We start from the raw sequence: 17922 nt of genomic DNA, 5'->3' as shown, positions 1-17922 counted from the left end.
CCGACCCCGGTTGCACAGCCGGGTGAACCCCCTTGCTAATCTTTCCAAGTCCTCGCGAGAGGCAGGCCCCTTTAGCTCAGTCGGCAGAGCGTCTCCATGGTAAGGAGAAGGTCTACGGTTCGATTCCGTAAAGGGGCTCGCGAGTAGGCGAGCTATGTCTGCGGAAAACGCGGACGTGGCTCGCTTCGCGGCGTCCATCTGGGGGTCGAACCCCCAGACCCCCGCCAGGGGCTAGCCCCCTGGACCCCCGGAGCGTTTCGGCCGGGTTGGGGTTGGCCGTCACGTAGGGCGGTGTAGCTCAGTTGGCAGAGCAAGCGGCTCATAATCGCTGTGTCGCCGGTTCAAGTCCGGCCACCGCTACGCGGTAACGACGGGGCTGGCCCCCGGATCTGAGAGAGAAGGAAACGCTGTGGCTGCCACCGACGTGCGACCCAAGATCACGCTGGCGTGCGAGGAGTGCAAGCACCGCAACTACATCACCAAGAAGAACCGGCGCAACAACCCGGATCGCCTGGAGATGAAGAAGTTCTGCCCGAACTGCGGTACGCACCGGACTCACAAAGAGACCCGCTGACGCAGGCGGTCTTTTACCAGCTTCGAAGAGCCGCCCCGGCACTGCGCCGGGGCGGCTTTTCGCTGTCTACTGGCCAGTTCTGGCACCCGCGCGGGTCGGCGCCGAGGTTCGGTTAGCCTTCTTCGCGTGCCTTTGGACCAGTCGTTCACCGGGCGGGAGTACCCGTCGGACAGCAAGTACTTCGTGAGCCGGGAGAAGATCCGCGAGTTCGCCGACGCGATCGACGACCCGAACCCGGTGTACCGGGACCCGGAGGCGGCCCGCGCGGCCGGCCACCCGGACGTGCTCGCGCCGCCCACCTTCCTCACCATCCTGAACCTGCCGAAGATCAACGGCATCGTGTCCGACCCCGCGCTCGGCCTCGACTACTCCCGGATGGTCCACGGCGACCAGGGCTTCCGCTACGAACGCCCGGTCCACGCAGGCGACGAGCTGGAAATCTCGGCCACGATCGAGGCGATCATGGCGAGGGCGGGCAACGACTTCATCAACCTCCGCGCGGAAATCACCGACGCGGACGGCAAACTCGTGTGCACGACGCGGGCGCAGCTCGTGGTTCGGGGGGCGGAAGCGTGAACGTCGGCGACGAACTGCCTCCGCTGGAGGTCCGCATCACCCGCGCGCAACTGGTCCGCTACGCCGGGGCCTCGCTCGATTTCAACCCGATCCACTGGAACGAGAACTTCGCGACCAAGGTCGGCCTCCCGGACGTGATCGCGCACGGCATGCTCACGATGGCCCTGTCCGGCCGCATCGTCACCGACTGGCTCGGCGACCCGGCCCGCCTCGTGGACTTCAGCACGCGCTTCACCCGCCCGGTCGTGGTGCCGGACAACGACGAGGGCGCTCTGGTCGAGGTGACCGGCAAGGTCGGCGCGCTGACGGACGAGGGGCTCGCGCGGATTGACCTGACGGTGAAGTTCGAGGGCAAGACCGTGCTGGGCAAACCGCAGGCTCTCGTCCGCCCCTGATCGCCCGGCTTCGCCCGCAGCGCCGACTTCGCCCGCAGAGCCCGCTTCGCGCCCAATGTGGCGTTGGGTGCGCTCAACGCCCCCCCACCCAGCGGAGCTATACGTAAAACTCCCCCCCCGCGGGTCTGGCGCCAGTCCGGCCAATGCCACGTTGGGTGCGTCGGGATGCCCCAATGCCCCATCGGGGGTTTCTCAGAAGCGTGCGGCCTCGCTGCGGAGGTGCACAGCCTGCGGGCCGAGCCGCGTGGCCCCGTTCACACCGGCGGGACCGGGGAGCTGCTGCACCAGTGTGCGGTGGTCGCGAACCCGCCGCGCAAGCAACCGGGAAAACCTCATTGGGCCGCCGCCTCAGTGCGCTCCGAGCACCGACTCCACCACGTCAGCCATCCCCGCCTCGCCCCGCGCGTTCGGGTGCAGGGCCGCGGCCGAGGACGTCGGGACCACCCCTTCGACCCATTTGACGTCCGAATTCGCGCAGACGTCGTGGCCCTTGCTCGGCTCGGCGGTGTCCGCGAATCCGGCGTCGTGCGACTTGGCCTGGTCGGACAGGGCGTCGTTGAGCTTGCCGAGGGCGTCCCGCAGGTACGCCACGTCGCCGGAGCCCAGCGGCAGCACTGGCCAGCAGCCGTCGCCGTCCGGGAGGACCGTGGGGTAGCCGACGACCACCACTCGCGCTTTCGGGGCCTTCTGGTGGATCTGGTCGAGCGCGGTGCCGACCTTCTTCGCGGTCCCGCTGATCCGGTCGGCCAGTTCGTCCTTGCCGCCCGCGGTGAGCCGGTCCTTGCACGGCGAGGCGCTCTGGTGGGCGGTCACGCAGGTCTGGGCCAGTGAGATGAATCCCACATCGTTGCCGCCGATGCCCAGGGTGACGAGCGTCGTGTTCGCGGTGACCGAGTCGAACTGCGGCGGGTTCGAGCCGTTGCGGGTCGACTGCGCGCCGGTCAAGTCCTCGGTCGTCGCGCCGCTGCAGCTGACGTCCACGAACTTCGCCGGCTTCAGCTTCGCCGACACCAGATGCGGATAGTTGTTGTCCGACCGCGCGCATCCGGTCGGCGAGCCCGCCTGCTTCCCGGTGCGCGGCGCCGACGTGTAGGAGTCGCCGAGCGCGACGTACCGGCCGCTGCCGCCGCCGGTGTCCGCGCCGGACGGCGGTGCGGACGACGAGTCGTGCTTCGACTTGTAGTAGCCGACGGCCAGCAGCGCCCCCACGACGACGAGGACGAGCAACCCGCATCCACCGCTTTTGTTTGCCCCCACCCGACCGTTTTACCGGTCCGGCCCCTCGCCGACGACCCGCTTACGGGTGATCACGCGAAGACAGCAGTATGCAACTCGCCCGCCAGCTCCAGCGCGTGCGGGACGGTTTCGGCCAGATAGTGCAGATCGACCAGGGCCTCAGTGATGCCGTCGGCTTCGGCGGCCTTCAGCTGAGCTGCGACGTCCTCGACGGTCGCCGTTTTCGAGCCCGGCGTCGGGTTGATCCGCAGCACCCGGCGCAGCGACTCGGGATCCCGGCCCGCCTTCTCCGCGGATTCGACGACCATCGCCCACTTCTGCCGCAGCAGCGGGATCGGGAGCCCGGCGGGCAACCAGCCGTCGGCGATCCGGCCGACGCGGCGCAGTGCCGCGTCCGACGCCCCGCCCAGCAGCACCGGCGGGCCGGGCCGCTGCAGCGGACGCAGGCCGATCAGGGAGTCCGGGATGTCCCAGCGTTCGCTCTGGTGCCCGGCCGGGTCCGCGGTCCAGAGCGTCCGCAGCACCTCGACCAGTTCGGCCAGCCGCGCGCCGCGGTGCTCCCACGGCACGCCGGCGGCGGTGTACTCGTCGCGAAGCCAGCTGAGCCCCAGTCCGACGTCGAGCCTGCCGCCGGACAGCAGGTCCAGCGAAGTCAGGGAGCGCGCCAGCAGCACCGGGGAGTAGAGCGGGCCGTTGAGGGTGCTCGACCCCAGCCGCGCGGTCTCGGTCGAATTCGCCGCGATGGTGAGCGCCAGCAGCGGATCGACGAAGCGGACGAACTCCGGCGGGTACGGCTGTTCGGGTGTACCGGACGGGTAATAGGTCTTCGGGGCGACCGGGGTCAGCACCCGGTCGCCGACCCACAGCGAAGCGAAGCCCATGCGCTCGGCTTCGGTGGCGAAGCCGGCGATGGCGGAGGGGTCGGCGAGCTTGCCGTACTGCGGCAAAGCGAGCCCAAGCCGGAATGAGGTCACCGATGCTCCTTGATCAGAGTTCCGCTTGCGAGTCAACGAAGATCATCTTCCCGTGGGCCGGTCTTGGCTGCCTGGTGGGGAAATTCGCGGGTGCGGAAGCGGTTTCGCTTGCCGTGCCAGCAATCCGGAACGGCTACGAAGCCGGGCGAGGCGGCGGTCGCCGACGGCTTTGCGATTAATCGGATTACGGGCACGGGCTAATATTCGCACGATCAGGTGATCTTCGCCGAGGATTCCGGGGTGCTGTCCGAAGGGTCCGGAACGGCCGTCTCCGGGGTGCCGCGAGACCGCCGCGGCGCGGTCGAGGGGGCTGGGTTGCGAGGCTTCATCCGGCTTGCCGTAGACTTCGGAACTCGGAACGCACTACGGTCATCCCCGCCGGATGGTGGGGATGATGGAATGCGTCCTCCGGAGCCAGGGTGACCGGGCTCCACAGGGGTGTAGCTCAATTGGCAGAGCAGCGGTCTCCAAAACCGCAGGTTGCAGGTTCAAGTCCTGTCACCCCTGCGTACGGGAACTGGTGGAGCGGAGGAGTGGTCGTGAGCGACAGCGACGCCAGCGGCGAGCACGAGCAGGACGATTCGGGCAAGCAGTCCGGAGTCGAATCCCGCCCGGTGTCCGCCGCGGCTCGGCGCGAACGCCGCGCTTCCGCTCGGCCGGCAGGCAAGTCCGAGGCACGGCCGGGCTCGACCCGTCCGTCCGGCAAGGCGGGCGACAAGGTCGCGAAGCCCGCCGACGCCAAGGGCGCGCCTACCCCCAAACGGGACCGGAAGGCCAAGAAGGCCTCGGTGTTCGCCCGGTTTACGCGGTTCATCCGCGAGGTCTGGGCCGAGCTCCGCAAGGTCATCTGGCCCAACCGCAAGCAGATGGTCACCTACACCGCGGTCGTGCTGGTGTTCGTGGTGTTCATGGTGGCCCTCGTGAGCGGCCTCGATCTCGGCTTCAAGGAGCTGGTCGGGCTGGTCTTCGGCTGACGCCCGCAACGGGCGCGCCACCGCGCTGGCCGGGCCCCGGTCCGGCCCGGCAAGCGATCAACTGAGAGGACGGAACGTGACCTCCGACAACGGCACCGAAGCCGGTCGCGACCTGACCGAGCTTTCCGACGAGCAGGTGCAGACGGCACCCGGCGACGAGGAGTCCGCCGACGCCGTCGAGGTGCCCGTCGCCGAGGACGAGGTCGTCGCCGAAGAAGCCTCCGCCGACGACAGCGACGCGGACGACGCCGACGTGACCGAGCCCGCCCCCGAGGCGGACGACCCGGTCGCCGCGCTGCGCGCCGAGCTCAAGGCCGCGCCGGGCGAGTGGTACGTCGTGCACTCGTACGCCGGTTACGAGAACAAGGTCAAGACCAACCTCGAGACGCGTACCCAGACCCTGGACGTCGAGGACTACATCTTCCAGATCGAGGTTCCGACCGAAGAGGTCACCGAGATCAAGAACGGCCAGCGCAAGCAGGTGCAGCGCAAGGTGCTGCCCGGCTACATCCTGGTCCGGATGGACCTCAACGACCAGTCGTGGAGCGCGGTCCGCAACACCCCGGGCGTCACCGGGTTCGTCGGAGCCACCTCGCGGCCGTCGCCGCTGACCGTGGACGAGGTGCTGAAGTTCCTCGCCCCGCAGGTCGAGAAGGAAGCCCCGGCCAAAGCGGCCAAGGGCGGCGAGTCCGCCGCGGCCGCGCCGTCCGGTGCGCCCGCCGTCGAGGTCGACTTCGAGGTCGGCGAGTCGGTTACCGTCATGGACGGCCCGTTCGCCACGCTGCCCGCCACGATCTCCGAGGTCAACGTCGACGGGCAGAAGCTGAAGGTCCTGGTGTCGATCTTCGGCCGGGAGACCCCGGTCGAGCTCTCGTTCAGCCAGGTCTCCAAGATCTGACGGCCGGGCCATCCCGGTCGGCAGTCCCCGCGTACTGGCAGGTGTGCGGGGGACTCACGTCAGTTAAGAAGGACACAAGGTAATGCCACCCAAGAAGAAGAAGCTTGCGGCGATCATCAAGCTGCAGATCAAGGCGGGTGCGGCCAACCCCGCGCCGCCGGTCGGCCCGGCGCTGGGTCAGCACGGCGTCAACATCATGGAGTTCTGCAAGGCCTACAACGCCGCGACCGAGTCGCAGCGCGGGGACGTCGTCCCGGTCGAGATCTCCGTGTACGAGGACCGGTCGTTCGACTTCAAGCTGAAGACGCCGCCGGCCGCCAAGCTGCTGCTCAAGGCCGCGGGCGTGGAGAAGGGCTCCGGCGAGCCGCACAAGACCAAGGTCGCCAAGGTCACCTGGGACCAGGTCCGCGAGATCGCGAAGACCAAGGAGACCGACCTCAACGCGCACGACATCGACCAGGCCGCGAAGATCATCGCCGGCACCGCCCGTTCGATGGGCATCACGGTCGAAGGCTGACCTTTCACCGCAATCCGTGGGAGAGCCGGGTGCGGCTCGCCACCACACTGATCCATTGATTTGAGGACAGAAGCATGACCAAGCACAGCAAGGCCTACCGCCAGGCCGCGGAGCTGATCGACAAGGCGCGGCTGTACGCGCCGCTCGAGGCCGTGAAGCTGGCGAAGGAGACCTCCAAGACGAAGATGGACGCGACCGTCGAGGTCGCGATGCGTCTCGGGGTCGACCCGCGCAAGGCCGACCAGATGGTCCGCGGCACCGTGAACCTGCCGCACGGCACCGGTAAGACCGCCCGCGTCATCGTTTTCGCCGTCGGCGACAAGGCCGCTGAGGCCGAGGCCGCCGGCGCGGACGCGGTCGGCACCGACGAACTGATCGAGCGCATCCAGGGTGGCTGGCTCGACTTCGACGCCGCGATCGCGACGCCGGACCAGATGGCCAAGGTGGGCCGCATCGCCCGCATCCTCGGCCCGCGCGGCCTCATGCCGAACCCGAAGACCGGCACGGTGACCCCCGCGGTCGAGAAGGCCGTGAAGGACATCAAGGGCGGCAAGATCAACTTCCGCGTCGACAAGCAGGCGAACCTGCACCTGGTGATCGGCAAGGCGTCGTTCGACACCGAGAAGCTGGTGGAGAACTACGCGGCCGCGCTGGACGAGATCCTGCGCGCCAAGCCGTCGTCGGCGAAGGGCCGCTACGTCAAGAAGATCACCTTCACCACGACGATGGGCCCGGGCATCCCGGTCGACCCGGCGCGGACCCGCAACCTCCTCTCCGAGGAAGCGGCGGTCTGAGTCGCACATCACGCGAAAGGGTGGTCACGCAACGTGGGTGACCACCCTTTTTTCGTGTCTCATGGACATATGCCAACGACGTTCCTCGCCCCCGACGGGCTCCAGCTGAGCTACACCGTTTGGGAGGGCGACGGACGGCACCGGCGGCCCGTCGTGCTGCACCACGGTTTCGCCGCCGATTCCCAGGTGAACTGGGTCAACCCCGGAGTCGTGGACGCGCTGGTCAAGGCCGGGTTCACGGTGATCGCACCGGACGCGCGCGGCCACGGCGCGTCGGAGAAACCGCACGACCCGGCGGCCTACGGCGAGGACATCATGGCCGCGGACCTGACCGCGCTGTTCGACGAACTCGGCCTGGACGAGGTGTGCCTGGCGGGCTACTCGATGGGCGCGATCGTCTCGCTGCTGGTGGCTACGAGTGACCCGCGAGTCCGCTGCCTCGCGGTCGGCGGCGTCGGCGCGGGAATCGTGGATTTCGGCGGGGTGGACGCCCGGGTGATCAACCGGACTCAGATCGCGGAGGGCCTGCTGGCCGAAGACCGGTCCCAGGTGCCCTCGGCGGTGCGCCCGTTCCGCCGGCTGGCCCGCCGCGCGGGCGCGGACGTCGAAGCGCTGGCCGCGGTCATGCACGCGACCCCGCACGGCCCGATGCGGCTGACGAACCTGTCGGCGGCGACGCTGATCCTGGCCGGGGAGTCGGACGAACTGGCGACTCAGCCGGAACGCCTCGCCGCGGGGATCGCGGGCGCGCGGCTGGTGCGGGTACCGGGGAACCACATGGAAGCGGTGGCACACCCGGCTTTCGCGGCGGCGTTGGTGGACTTCTTCGCGTACTCGGACACGGGGGAGACCCGGTTGCCGATCAGTTCGCCTGCCTGACGGGTCAGCCCGGGGTGGAGGTCGCCGTGGGCGGAGGGCACTTCTCGGGTCCGCGTTGATGCCCGACGATCAGCCACTGTCCTTTGTCGACCTGCTTGACGGTGAAGTCGCCGAGTGCCGGACCGCCAGTGATGGCGAAGTCGCACGACTTGATCACCACGTTCTCGCCTGGCGGCCATCCGGAGTGCTTTGAGATCGACTCGGCGTAAGCGTCGACTGAACCGGGCGCACGGTCGAGCCGGTCGTGCAGGCCCTGTACCGCGACAGCGCAGTCCGTGAAACCGAGATCGGTCGCGAACTTCTGTTGCGTGGCCTGGTCGAAAAGGCCGCAGACGTGGTCGACCATGCTCTTCTGCCCGGGGCCGTGCTGCGCGATCCCGTCATAGACGCGACGGACCGATTCGTACGGCGAGGCCGTCGTGAGGATCTGGTTCGTGTGGAACTGCCCGCCGCCCTCGGCGGCGATCTGGGCTGAGCTTTTGCCGTCGTCGCTGGGAAAGATCTGGTGATACCCCCAGTTGACCAGGATGCCGAGGATGACCAGTGCGATCACCCAGCCAAGGATTTTCCCGCCGAGCCGCTTGACCCAGCGCGGCACCGGGCGGCGGTTGCGCGGCGGTTGCTCGTACTCGGTCAGTGCGCCCGGCTGGTTCGGCGGGGCGGGCGGCTGCCCGCCGGCGAGTGGTTGCGGCTGGCGGTTGCCGGCCGGGACCAGGCCCGGGTCGGGCGCCGGAGCCGGTTCGGCGCCCCGCTGGGACTGGGTGAACCGCAGATACTCCTGGAATCGCTGGAATTCCTGGAACTGCCGCAGCTGCTCCGGATCCAGCTGCGGCTCGGCCGATCCGCTCGGCTGCGGGAGATTCGGCGCGGCCGGTTGGGGCGGGTTCGCCGACGGCGGGGCGGGAGTTCGCGGCGCGACCTCGTCCCCGCCGGGCTGCGGCAGTGCGGGCGGTTGCGCCGAGGATCCACCCGAACCGGGAGAGGGGGTTTCTTCCGGCTTTCCGTGATCACGCTGTTCCGCCACGTCACCAATGATGCCCGCTCCGCCGGGATTTCCCGAGACTGACCCGGTTCTCGCAGCTCAGCAAGGGGGTGCCCGCTAAGGCCGCGGAGCCCTCCCGTATGCTGGTCGACGGTTCTACCAAAGACCGCTGGTTCTCTCCGGATTCCCGGGGAGCGAAGGTTCGCCCGCAACGGCGACGGCCCGCGCAGGAGGAACGAGGCCCTAACCCAGTCTTCATGGCTGGGCAACGCCCCGCGTCTGACTGCGCGTGGGCGTTTTTTCGTTCGGGGGCGCCTCCGCCGAAGCCAGTGGTGACACTAGCCAAGAGAGGAGGCGACCATGGCGAAGCCCGACAAGGTGGCGGCCGTCGCCGAGATCGCGGAGAGCTTCCGCAGCAGCTCGGCCACCGTCGTTACCGAGTACACCGGCCTCTCCGTGACTCAGCTGTCCCAGCTGCGCCGCGCTCTCGGCACCAGTGCCAAGTACCGGGTCGCGAAGAACACCCTCGTCAAGCGTGCCGCTGAGGACGCCGGCCTTGAGGGGATCGAGGACCTGTTCGTCGGCCCGACCGCGATCGCTTTTGTGCACGGCGAGGCAGTCGACGCCGCGAAGGCGCTTCGCGACTTCGCGAAGGACAACAACGCGCTTGTCATCAAGGGCGGCTACATGGACGGCAAGTCGCTGTCCGTGGACGAGATCACCAAGATCGCCGATCTCGACAGCCGCGAGGTGCTGCTCTCCAAGGCGGCGGGCGCGTTCAAGGCGAAGCTTTCCCAGGCCGCCGCGCTGTTCCAGGCGCCGGCGTCCCAGGTTGCCCGCCTGGCTGCCGCGCTGGAGGAGAAGCAGCGCAACGCCACCGGTACCGAAGCAGCCGAAGCACCCGCCGAGAGCTGAACCACCCCACCCCGAACGTCTCGTTCGTTTTTCTGAGAGGAAGCCATCATGGCGAAGCTGAGCACCGCCGAGCTGATCGACGCCTTCAAGGAGCTGACCCTTCTTGAGCTGTCCGAGTTCGTGAAGGAGTTCGAGGACACCTTCGACGTCACCGCCGCCGCCCCGGCCGCCGTCGTGGCCGCCGCCCCGGGTGCCGCGCCCGCCGAGGCCGCCGCGGAGCAGGACGAGTTCGACGTCGTCCTCGACTCGGCAGGCGACAAGAAGATCCAGGTCATCAAGGTCGTCCGCGAGGTCGTCTCCGGTCTGGGCCTGAAGGAGGCCAAGGAGCTGGTCGAGGCCGCTCCGAAGGCGCTCCTGGAGAAGGTCGACAAGGAGGCCGCCGACGCCGCCAAGGAGAAGCTCGAGGCCGCCGGCGCCAAGATCACCATCAAGTGATCCCGGGCGCGCAAGCGCCTGCCGCACCACCTCGAAAGGGGCGGACACCCGACACGGGTGCCCGCCCCTTTCGCTGTTCGGACAAAAAGCGCACAGTCGCCGAGCCGGACCCGCGGCACCCTCGTTCAGGCGAACACACTGTTCGCCCGACGGCCCCGAGTCACCCGCTGTTGGCCGCGTTTCCGCCGGTTAACCCGTCAGGGTGAGCGACGGTCGGCCATCTGAATCTGCGCCCGAACGTGACGTGCACTACCGTGCTGCCAGCGGTCGCCGTACTGGATCCCCGTCGCGTGAGGTGTGCACGGGGGCTGGCCAGCGAACAAAACTGGTGAGTAACCTGTTCGCGCTCAGCTCGTTGCACCTGGTTGAAGCGGAGTTCGCCGCGCGAGCTCCGCCGCTGCCAGCGGTGACGGGGCGGCGGTGCGCGACGACGCGGAACAGCTCCTGGAGGTGCGATGGGTGCCGAGGTGGTCATCGAAGGTCTGACGAAGTCCTTCGGAAAGCAGACCATCTGGCGGGACGTGACGCTGACCCTGCCTCCCGGCGAGGTTTCGGCGATGCTCGGCCCGTCCGGAACCGGCAAGTCCGTGTTCCTGAAGTCGATGATCGGCCTGCTCAAGCCGGATCGCGGACGGTGCGTCATCAACGGCGTCGACATCGTCACCTGCTCCGAGCACAAGCTGTACGAGATCCGGAAGCTTTTCGGCGTCCTCTTCCAGGACGGCGCGCTGTTCGGCTCGATGAACCTCTTCGACAACGTGGCCTTCCCGCTGCGGGAGCACACGAAGAAGTCCGAGACCGAGATCCGCCGGATCGTGCTGGAGAAGCTTGAGATCACCGGTCTCGCCGGCGCGGACAAGAAGCTCCCCGGCGAGATCTCCGGCGGTATGCGCAAGCGCGCCGGCCTCGCCCGCGCCCTCGTGCTGGACCCGGAGATCATCCTGGTCGACGAGCCGGACTCCGGTCTCGACCCGGTCCGCACGACCTACATCTCGCAGCTCTTCCTCGACGTCAACGCCCAGATCGACGCGACGTTCCTCATTGTGTCGCACAACATCAACCTCGCCCGCACGGTGCCGGACAACCTCGGCATGCTCTTCCGCAAGGAACTCGTCATGTTCGGCCCGCGCGAGGTGCTGCTGACCAGCGAAGAGCCGGTGGTCGAGCAGTTCCTCAACGGCCGCAAGCTCGGCCCGATCGGCATGTCCGAGGAAAAGGACAGCGCCCAGATGGCCCGCGAGCAGGCGGAGGCCGAGGCGGGCCACGGCGACGTGCTCAACGAGGACGTGCGTGGCGTCGTGCCGCAGATGCAGGTCAGCCCGGGCGTTCCGGAGCGGGCCGGGGCGAAGCGGCGGATGGACCGGGTCATGCGGATCCTGCACACGCTCCCGGCGAACGCGCAGGAGGGGATCATCGAATCCCTGACGCCGGAGCAGCAGCGCCACTACAACGTGCGGCCGCACGCGAGCGCCCCCCGCCAGCCCGGCCCCGAGGACACCCAGCAGCTGCCGCCGGTCACGTCACCGGGTCCGGTGCCCAACCAGCACCAGGGACAGCTTCCCGCCGACCAGGTCGCGCGCATTCCCGGCGCCGCGGACCGCCGGTCGCCCCGGCACGGGCAGGGTGGCGCGTGAGCACCACCTCGGCCAAGATCCCCGGCTACGGAATGCTGCGGGAGACCGGGAACCTGTTCGCGCTCGGCCTCGACATCATCCGCGGCATCTTCCAGCGCCCGTTCCAGTTCCGCGAGTTCATCCAGCAGGCCTGGTTCGTCGCGAGCGTGACGATCCTGCCGACCGCGCTCGTCGCGATCCCGTTCGGCGCGGTCATCTCGCTGCAGTTCGGCGCGCTCGCTCGCCAGCTCGGCGCGCAGTCCTACACCGGTGCTGGTTCGGTGCTGGCGACCGTGCAGCAGGCCAGTCCGCTGGTCACCGCGCTGCTGGTGGCCGGCGCGGGCGGCAGCGCTGTCTGTGCTGACATCGGCGCGCGGACCATCCGCGAGGAGATCGACGCGATGGAGGTGCTGGGCGTCTCCGCGGTCCAGCGCCTGATCGTGCCCCGCACGCTCGCCATGATGCTCGTCGCGCTCCTGCTCAACGGCATGGTCAGCGTCATCGGCGTGCTCGGCGGCTACTTCTTCAACGTCGTGCTCCAGGGCGGCACCCCGGGCGCGTATCTGTCCAGCTTCTCCGCGCTCGCGCAGCTGCCCGACCTCTGGGTCGGTGAGATCAAGGCGCTGATCTTCGGCTTCATCGCCGCGGTCGTGGCGGCCTATCGCGGCCTGCACCCGAGCGGCGGCCCGAAGGGCGTCGGCGACGCGGTGAACCAGTCGGTGGTCATCACGTTCCTGCTGCTGTTCGTCGTGAACTTCGTGATCACGCTGATCTACCTGCAGCTCGTGCCCGGAAAGCTGGACTGACCATGACGTTCCTCTCGGGGGCGAAGCGGATCGCCAACCGCCCGCTGGAGACCCTGGACACGCTCGGCGACCAGATGTCGTTCTACGGCCGGGCTCTGCTGTGGACGCCGCGCACGCTGCGCCGCTACACCAAGGAAGTGCTGCGGCTGCTGGCCGAGGTGAGCTTCGGTTCCGGCTCGCTCGCGGTCATCGGCGGCACGGTCGGCGTGATGGTCGGCCTGACGCTGTTCACCGGTGTCCTCGTCGGCCTCCAGGGCTACTCGGCGCTGAACTCGATCGGCACCTCGGCCTTCACCGGCTTCCTCACCGCGTTCTTCAACACCCGCGAGATCGCGCCGCTGGTCGCCGGGCTGGCGCTGTCGGCGACGGTCGGCGCGGGCTTCACCGCGCAGCTCGGCGCGATGCGGATCTCCGAGGAGATCGACGCGCTCGAAGTGATGGGCGTGCCGAGCCTTCCGTACCTGGTGACCACGCGGATCATCGCCGGGTTCGTGGCGGTGATCCCGCTGTACGTGATCGGCCTGCTGAGCTCGTACCTCGCCTCGCGGCTGGTCGTTATCTATATCTACGGACAATCCGCGGGTACCTACGATCATTACTTCGACCTGTTCCTACCACCGCAAGACGTGCTCTATTCGTTCATCAAAGTGCTGATCTTCAGCGTTTTGATCATTCTTTCGCACTGCTACTTCGGGTACCGGGCCAGCGGCGGGCCCGCCGGGGTGGGCGTGGCCGTCGGCCGCGCGGTGCGGCTTTCCATCGTCACGGTTTCGGTCGTGAACTTCTTCATCGGTTTCGCGATCTGGGGAACCGACGTCACGGTGAGGATTGCGGGATGACCACACTACGGCGCAGGTTGCTCGGCCTGCTGCTGGTGGCGGTGCTCGTCGGCGGGATCGCGCTCAGCATCGCGATGTATGACAAGGCGTTCAGCAAGTTCGTCACGGTGAAGCTCGACGCGGGCAGCATCGGCAACCAATTGCTGAAGCAGTCGGACGTGAAGGTCCGCGGTTTGATCGTCGGTTCGGTGGAGGACATCAAGGCCACCGGGAACGGCGCGGAACTGACGCTGGCGATGGACCCGGAGTCGGTGAAGCTGATTCCGCAGAACGTGTCCGCGCGATTCCTGCCGAAGACGTTGTTCGGCGAACGCTATGTGTCGCTGGAGATTCCGAAGGACCCGTCGGCCAAGACGCTTTCCCAGGGCGACGTGATCACCCAGGACCGCACGTCGAGCGCGGTCGAGCTGGAGCAGGCGCTGGAGCACCTCATGCCGGTGCTGCAGGCGGTTCAGCCGCAGAAGCTGTCCAGCACGCTCACCGCGATCTCGACCGCGCTGCAGGGCCGCGGCAAACCGCTCGGCGAAACGCTCTCGCAGCTCGGCCAGTACATCGGCGACCTGAACCCGCACGAGCCGGAGCTGCAGCACAACCTGCAGGCGCTCGCGGAGTTCTCCGGTCACCTGAGCAACGCGACGCCGGATCTGGTGCAGAGCCTGGACAACCTGAGCACGACCACCCGCACCGTGGTCGCCGAGCAGGCGAACCTGTCGAGCCTCTACGGCAACCTCACCACCGCGTCGCAGGACCTGCAGTCGTTCCTCGAAGCGAACTCGCAGAACCTGATCAGTCTCGCCAGCACCGCGCGGCCGACCGCTGAGCTGCTCGCCAAGTACTCGCCGGAATACCCGTGCGTGCTCGGCCAGATGGCGAAGATCGTCCCCACGGTCGACAAGGCGCTGGGCAAGGGCACCGGCAAGCCCGGTCTGAACGCCACGCTGGAGATCGTGGTGAACCGCGGGCCGTACAAGCCGGGCGAGGAGCCGCGGTTCGAGGACAAGCGCGGCCCGCGCTGCTATGACCTCAACCCGCTGCCGGACCCCTTCCCGCAGCAGCCGCCGGACGGCCCGTTCAAGGACGGCACCAAACAGGGCCCGGCTCCGAAGACCGTGGGCGAGGGCCTGAACCCGGCCAACTTCAAGGCGGACGCGGCGGGGATCAACGGCGGCGGCGCCTCGGGCGGCAACCCGGTCAACACCGCGGCCGAGAACAACTTCCTCGCCGCGCTGGTCAGCCCGGAGATGGGGATTTCGCAAAACCAGTTCCCGGGCTGGGGCTCGCTGCTCGTCGGCCCGCTCTACCGGGGCACGGAGGTGACGGTCAAGTGAGGGGACTCGCCGCACCGCTGATCAAGCTGACGATCTTCGTGGTCATCACGGTGCTGTTCACGACCGTGCTGGGCATCAGCATCGCGAACATCAACACCACCAGCACCAGCGCATACTCCGCGCGGTTCACCGATGCCACGCTCCTGCTGCCGAACGACGACGTGCGCATCGCCGGCGTCCGGGTCGGCCAGGTCAAGGACGTGAAGATCGTCGACAAGCGCCAGGCGCAGGTGGACTTCGAGGTCGACGCCGGGCGCAAGCTGCCGGCCGGCGTCACCGCGCAGATCAAGTTCCGCAACCTGGTCGGCCAGCGCTACGTCTCGCTCGGCGAGGGCGACGACACCAGCGGCGCGACGCTCAAGCCGGGTGACACCATCCCGCTCGAACGCACCACGCCCGCGCTGGACCTGACCGAGCTGTTCAACGGCTTCAAGCCGCTGTTCACCGCGCTGAACCCGGCCGACGTGAACAAGCTGTCGTACGAGGTCATCCAGGTACTCCAAGGCGAGGGCGGCACGGTGGAAAGCCTGCTGTCGCACACCGCGTCGCTGGCCACCACGATCGCCAACAAGGACCAGGTGATCGGCGAGGTCATCGACAACCTCAACTCGGTGCTCGACACGGTCAACCAGCACACCCCGCAGCTCAACGACCTGATCGTGAAGCTGCAGCAGCTGGTCTCCGGCCTCGCCGCGGACCGCAAGCCGATCGGCGACGCGATCGAGGGGCTGGGCAACCTGGCCACCACGACCGCCGGTCTGCTCACCGACGCGCGGGCCCCGCTGAAGGACGACATCGCCGCGCTGGGCAAGCTCACCACGAACCTGAACCAGAACGAGCCGCTCGTCGAGCACTTCATCCAGTTCATGCCGAAGAAGGTCAGCGCGCTCACCCGCACCGCCGACTACGGCTCGTGGTTCAACTTCTACGCGTGCGAGATGACGGGGACGGTCGGCGCGCCGCCACTGCTGCCGAACACGGACTTCACGCTCTTGCCGACGAACCGGGACAGGTGCAAGGGATGAAGTCCTTCCAGAAACGCAACCCGATCCCGATCGCACTGGTCGGCATCGCGGTGATGGCGCTCGGCCTCGTCGCCGCGATGAACTCCGAGGACCTGCCGGTGATCGGCGGCGGCACCACCTACAGCGCGGACTTCTCCGAAGCGGCCGGGCTGCAGAAGGACAACGACGTGCGGATCGCGGGCGTGAAGGTCGGCAAGGTGTCCGACATCAAGCTGGACGGCGCGTCGGTGAAGGTGTCGTTCAAGGTCAAGGACGCCTGGATGGGCGACAAGACCACGGCGGCGATCAAGATCAAGACGCTGCTCGGCCAGAAGTACCTCGCGCTCGACCCGCAGGGCAACGGCAACCTCGACCCCGGCTCGCCGATCCCGCGCGACCGCACGATGTCGCCCTACGACGTGCTCGACGCCTTCCGCGGCCTGTCGCAGACGGTCGACGCGATCGACACGAACCAGCTGTCGAAGAGCTTCGAGGCGATCACCCAGACGTTCTCGAACACTCCGCAGGATGTGAAGGGCGCGCTGTCGGGGCTTTCGAAGCTGTCGGACACGATCGCCAAGCGCGATTCGCAGCTGGCGAACCTGCTGGCCAACACGCGCCAGGTGTCGCAGACCCTGGTCGACCGCGACGCCGAGGTGCAGAAGCTGATCACCGACGGCAACCAGCTGCTCGACGAGATCGGCAAGCGCGAGCAGGCGATCAAGACGCTGCTCGACGGGTCGAAGCAGCTGTCGGCGCAGCTGCAGGGCCTGATCGACGACAACGACGGCCAGCTGAACCCGGTGCTCACCCAGCTCGACCAGCTCACGTCGATGCTGCAGCGCAACCAGGACTCGCTGGCGCAGGGAATCCAGAAGTTCGCGCCGTTCATCCGGGTCTTCAACAACACGATCGGCACCGGGCACTGGTTCGACAACTACATCTGCGGCCTGGTGCTTCCTTCGGTCGGCCCGCTCAATCCGGAGGGGTGCAACTCCAAATGACCGACACCCGCTTCGGCCAGTCGCTCATGCGCGGCATGACGATCGCGATCGTGCTCGCGCTCGTGGTCGCGGGCGCGCTCTGGTGGACTCTCAAGGACGCCGGCCGCACCCACCTGACCGCGTACTTCTCCGGCGCCGTCGGCCTTTACGAGGGCAACAGCGTCCGGATGCTCGGCGTGGACATGGGCACGGTGACCAAGGTCCAGCCGATGGGCAACCAGGTCCGGGTCGACCTCGAATACGACCGCTCGGTCGCGGTGCCCGCCGACGCGAAGGCGGTCATCGTGTCGCCGTCGCTGGTGAGCGACCGTTACGTCCAGCTGGCCCCGGCCTACACCGGCGGCCCGCGGATCTCCGACGGCGCGACGATCGGCCTCGACCGCACCGAGGTGCCGCTGGAGGTCGACCAGCTCGCCGCCAGCCTGGCGAAGGTCAGCGAGACGCTGGGACCGAACGGGGCCAACAAGAACGGCTCGCTCTCGGACCTGCTGAACACCGCGGCGAACAACCTCGACGGCAACGGCAAGGCGCTGCACGACACGATCACCAAGCTCGGGCAGGCGTCCGGCACGCTGGCGGGCAACAAGGACGACCTCTTCCAGACGGTGCAGAACCTCGGCAAGTTCTCCCAGTCGCTGGCCAACAGCGACGGCCAGGTGCGCCAGTTCGAGAGCCAGCTCGCCGACGTGAGCGGATTCCTCGCCGGGGAGAAGGACAATCTCGCCCAGACCGTGCAGCAGCTCGGCACCACGCTGCAGTCGGTGCAGGGCTTCATCGAACGCAACCGCGGCCGGTTGAAGTCCAATGTGGACAAACTGGCCAGCGTGACCAAGGTGCTGGTGGACCAGCGCAGCTCGCTCGCCGAGATCCTCGACGTCGCGCCGGTCGCGCTGTCCAACATCGTCGGCGTCTACAACGGCTCGTCCGGCACGCTCGACGCGCGGCCGAACCTCAACGAGCTGACCCAGCCGCCGCTGGTGATGGTGTGCAGCCTGCTCAAGCAGACCTCGGTGACCAAGCAGCTGCTCGGCAACGCCTGCGACGGCATCGCCAAGGTGGTCGACGGCACGATTCCGCTGCCGTCCACCGCGCAGGTCCTCCAGGCGTTGCAGAACGGCCAGCTGCCGCCGCTGCCGCTCCCGCTGCAGGGCCAGGTCTACGGGACGCAGGGGAGCTGAC

General features: G+C 68.1%; 20 protein-coding genes and 3 tRNA genes. 20 read left to right on the top strand and 3 right to left on the bottom strand.

Going from position 1 to position 17922, the window contains the following annotated elements:
- Nucleotides 1-65 precede the first annotated feature (65 nt).
- The 5 genes from BM362_RS00745 (at nucleotide 66) to BM362_RS00725 (ending at nucleotide 1545) form a co-directional block, all read left to right on the top strand.
- Nucleotides 66-138, top strand: a tRNA-Thr gene (locus BM362_RS00745).
- A 149-nt stretch (nucleotides 139-287) separates the two neighbouring features.
- Nucleotides 288-360, top strand: a tRNA-Met gene (locus BM362_RS00740).
- 49 nt (nucleotides 361-409) lie between these two features.
- On the top strand, nucleotides 410-574 hold the full coding sequence (gene rpmG / locus BM362_RS00735) for a 50S ribosomal protein L33 (RefSeq protein WP_005152047.1): 165 nt from the start codon (nucleotides 410-412) through the stop codon (nucleotides 572-574).
- A gap of 126 nt (nucleotides 575-700) precedes the next feature.
- On the top strand, nucleotides 701-1150 hold the full coding sequence (locus BM362_RS00730; RefSeq protein ID WP_067583582.1) for a MaoC family dehydratase N-terminal domain-containing protein: 450 nt from the start codon (nucleotides 701-703) through the stop codon (nucleotides 1148-1150).
- Nucleotides 1147-1545, top strand: a complete 399-nt coding sequence (locus BM362_RS00725; RefSeq protein WP_043827683.1) for a MaoC family dehydratase — start codon at nucleotides 1147-1149, stop codon at nucleotides 1543-1545. Before BM362_RS00730 ends, BM362_RS00725 begins: the two co-directional genes overlap by 4 nt.
- Nucleotides 1546-1893: 348 nt before the next feature.
- Here the strand turns inward: BM362_RS00725 and BM362_RS00720 are convergent, their stop codons facing one another.
- Nucleotides 1894-2802, bottom strand: a complete 909-nt coding sequence (locus tag BM362_RS00720) for an SGNH/GDSL hydrolase family protein (RefSeq protein ID WP_067583585.1) — start codon at nucleotides 2800-2802, stop codon at nucleotides 1894-1896.
- A 50-nt stretch (nucleotides 2803-2852) separates the two neighbouring features.
- A complete protein-coding gene (locus BM362_RS00715) occupies nucleotides 2853-3755 on the bottom strand; it encodes a TIGR03619 family F420-dependent LLM class oxidoreductase (RefSeq protein ID WP_167545173.1) in 903 nt (300 codons plus the stop codon).
- A gap of 434 nt (nucleotides 3756-4189) precedes the next feature.
- Here BM362_RS00715 and BM362_RS00710 point away from each other — a divergent pair.
- From BM362_RS00710 to BM362_RS00685, 6 genes are all read left to right on the top strand, one after another.
- Nucleotides 4190-4262 (top strand) — tRNA-Trp (locus tag BM362_RS00710).
- 32 nt (nucleotides 4263-4294) lie between these two features.
- Nucleotides 4295-4729: a preprotein translocase subunit SecE gene (gene secE / locus BM362_RS00705; protein ID WP_161269654.1), complete on the top strand. Its 435-nt coding sequence runs from the start codon at nucleotides 4295-4297 to the stop codon at nucleotides 4727-4729.
- A gap of 76 nt (nucleotides 4730-4805) precedes the next feature.
- Nucleotides 4806-5627 (top strand): transcription termination/antitermination protein NusG, encoded by an 822-nt coding sequence (nusG, locus tag BM362_RS00700; protein WP_067583594.1) that lies wholly within the window; start codon nucleotides 4806-4808, stop codon nucleotides 5625-5627.
- Nucleotides 5628-5709: 82 nt separating this feature from the next.
- Entirely contained in the window at nucleotides 5710-6144 is a 435-nt protein-coding gene (rplK, locus tag BM362_RS00695) for a 50S ribosomal protein L11 (RefSeq protein ID WP_009072206.1), read from the top strand.
- 74 nt (nucleotides 6145-6218) lie between these two features.
- Nucleotides 6219-6938, top strand: a complete 720-nt coding sequence (gene rplA / locus BM362_RS00690) for a 50S ribosomal protein L1 (protein WP_037816302.1) — start codon at nucleotides 6219-6221, stop codon at nucleotides 6936-6938.
- 69 nt (nucleotides 6939-7007) lie between these two features.
- Nucleotides 7008-7817, top strand: a complete 810-nt coding sequence (locus BM362_RS00685; protein ID WP_093571875.1) for an alpha/beta fold hydrolase — start codon at nucleotides 7008-7010, stop codon at nucleotides 7815-7817.
- A gap of 4 nt (nucleotides 7818-7821) precedes the next feature.
- Here the strand turns inward: BM362_RS00685 and BM362_RS00680 are convergent, their stop codons facing one another.
- Nucleotides 7822-8841, bottom strand: coding sequence for a hypothetical protein (locus tag BM362_RS00680; protein WP_093571874.1), 1020 nt, complete (start codon nucleotides 8839-8841; stop codon nucleotides 7822-7824).
- A 318-nt stretch (nucleotides 8842-9159) separates the two neighbouring features.
- Here BM362_RS00680 and rplJ point away from each other — a divergent pair, with 318 nt between their 5' ends.
- The 9 genes from rplJ (at nucleotide 9160) to BM362_RS00635 (ending at nucleotide 17921) form a co-directional block, all read left to right on the top strand.
- Complete coding sequence (gene rplJ, locus BM362_RS00675; RefSeq protein WP_067583603.1) at nucleotides 9160-9714, top strand: 50S ribosomal protein L10; 555 nt, start codon at nucleotides 9160-9162, stop codon at nucleotides 9712-9714.
- Nucleotides 9715-9762: 48 nt separating this feature from the next.
- Complete coding sequence (gene rplL, locus BM362_RS00670; RefSeq protein WP_067583609.1) at nucleotides 9763-10149, top strand: 50S ribosomal protein L7/L12; 387 nt, start codon at nucleotides 9763-9765, stop codon at nucleotides 10147-10149.
- A gap of 455 nt (nucleotides 10150-10604) precedes the next feature.
- The gene (locus BM362_RS00665) at nucleotides 10605-11783 is read left to right on the top strand and encodes an ABC transporter ATP-binding protein (RefSeq protein WP_067583612.1); all 1179 of its coding nucleotides are present in this window, start codon (nucleotides 10605-10607) and stop codon (nucleotides 11781-11783) included.
- A 32-nt stretch (nucleotides 11784-11815) separates the two neighbouring features.
- On the top strand, nucleotides 11816-12568 hold the full coding sequence (locus tag BM362_RS00660) for an MlaE family ABC transporter permease (RefSeq protein ID WP_051165981.1): 753 nt from the start codon (nucleotides 11816-11818) through the stop codon (nucleotides 12566-12568).
- A 2-nt stretch (nucleotides 12569-12570) separates the two neighbouring features.
- Complete coding sequence (locus BM362_RS00655) at nucleotides 12571-13407, top strand: MlaE family ABC transporter permease (RefSeq protein WP_037360186.1); 837 nt, start codon at nucleotides 12571-12573, stop codon at nucleotides 13405-13407.
- Nucleotides 13404-14735 (top strand): MCE family protein, encoded by a 1332-nt coding sequence (locus BM362_RS00650; protein WP_067583614.1) that lies wholly within the window; start codon nucleotides 13404-13406, stop codon nucleotides 14733-14735. Before BM362_RS00655 ends, BM362_RS00650 begins: the two co-directional genes overlap by 4 nt.
- The gene (locus BM362_RS00645) at nucleotides 14732-15760 is read left to right on the top strand and encodes an MCE family protein (RefSeq protein ID WP_067583617.1); all 1029 of its coding nucleotides are present in this window, start codon (nucleotides 14732-14734) and stop codon (nucleotides 15758-15760) included. The genes BM362_RS00650 and BM362_RS00645 overlap by 4 nt, the downstream gene beginning before the upstream one ends.
- Nucleotides 15757-16743 (top strand): MCE family protein, encoded by a 987-nt coding sequence (locus BM362_RS00640; RefSeq protein ID WP_067583620.1) that lies wholly within the window; start codon nucleotides 15757-15759, stop codon nucleotides 16741-16743. Before BM362_RS00645 ends, BM362_RS00640 begins: the two co-directional genes overlap by 4 nt.
- Nucleotides 16740-17921, top strand: coding sequence for an MCE family protein (locus BM362_RS00635; protein WP_067583622.1), 1182 nt, complete (start codon nucleotides 16740-16742; stop codon nucleotides 17919-17921). The genes BM362_RS00640 and BM362_RS00635 overlap by 4 nt, the downstream gene beginning before the upstream one ends.
- Nucleotide 17922: the final 1 nt, after the last annotated feature.

Source organism: Amycolatopsis rubida (assembly GCF_900115345.1).
In the GTDB taxonomy this organism is placed as follows: domain Bacteria; phylum Actinomycetota; class Actinomycetes; order Mycobacteriales; family Pseudonocardiaceae; genus Amycolatopsis; species Amycolatopsis rubida.
This window is presented reverse-complemented; position numbering and strand designations above follow the sequence as displayed.

Coding starts and splice junctions, on each gene's coding strand:
- rplK (WP_009072206.1), top strand. CDS start 5,710: ATGCCACCCAAGAAGAAGAAGCTTGCGGCGATCATCAAGCTGCAGATC.
- rplA (WP_037816302.1), top strand. CDS start 6,219: ATGACCAAGCACAGCAAGGCCTACCGCCAGGCCGCGGAGCTGATCGAC.
- BM362_RS00685 (WP_093571875.1), top strand. CDS start 7,008: ATGCCAACGACGTTCCTCGCCCCCGACGGGCTCCAGCTGAGCTACACC.
- rplJ (WP_067583603.1), top strand. CDS start 9,160: ATGGCGAAGCCCGACAAGGTGGCGGCCGTCGCCGAGATCGCGGAGAGC.
- rplL (WP_067583609.1), top strand. CDS start 9,763: ATGGCGAAGCTGAGCACCGCCGAGCTGATCGACGCCTTCAAGGAGCTG.
- BM362_RS00665 (WP_067583612.1), top strand. CDS start 10,605: ATGGGTGCCGAGGTGGTCATCGAAGGTCTGACGAAGTCCTTCGGAAAG.
- BM362_RS00660 (WP_051165981.1), top strand. CDS start 11,816: ATGCTGCGGGAGACCGGGAACCTGTTCGCGCTCGGCCTCGACATCATC.
- BM362_RS00655 (WP_037360186.1), top strand. CDS start 12,571: ATGACGTTCCTCTCGGGGGCGAAGCGGATCGCCAACCGCCCGCTGGAG.
- BM362_RS00650 (WP_067583614.1), top strand. CDS start 13,404: ATGACCACACTACGGCGCAGGTTGCTCGGCCTGCTGCTGGTGGCGGTG.
- BM362_RS00640 (WP_067583620.1), top strand. CDS start 15,757: ATGAAGTCCTTCCAGAAACGCAACCCGATCCCGATCGCACTGGTCGGC.
- BM362_RS00635 (WP_067583622.1), top strand. CDS start 16,740: ATGACCGACACCCGCTTCGGCCAGTCGCTCATGCGCGGCATGACGATC.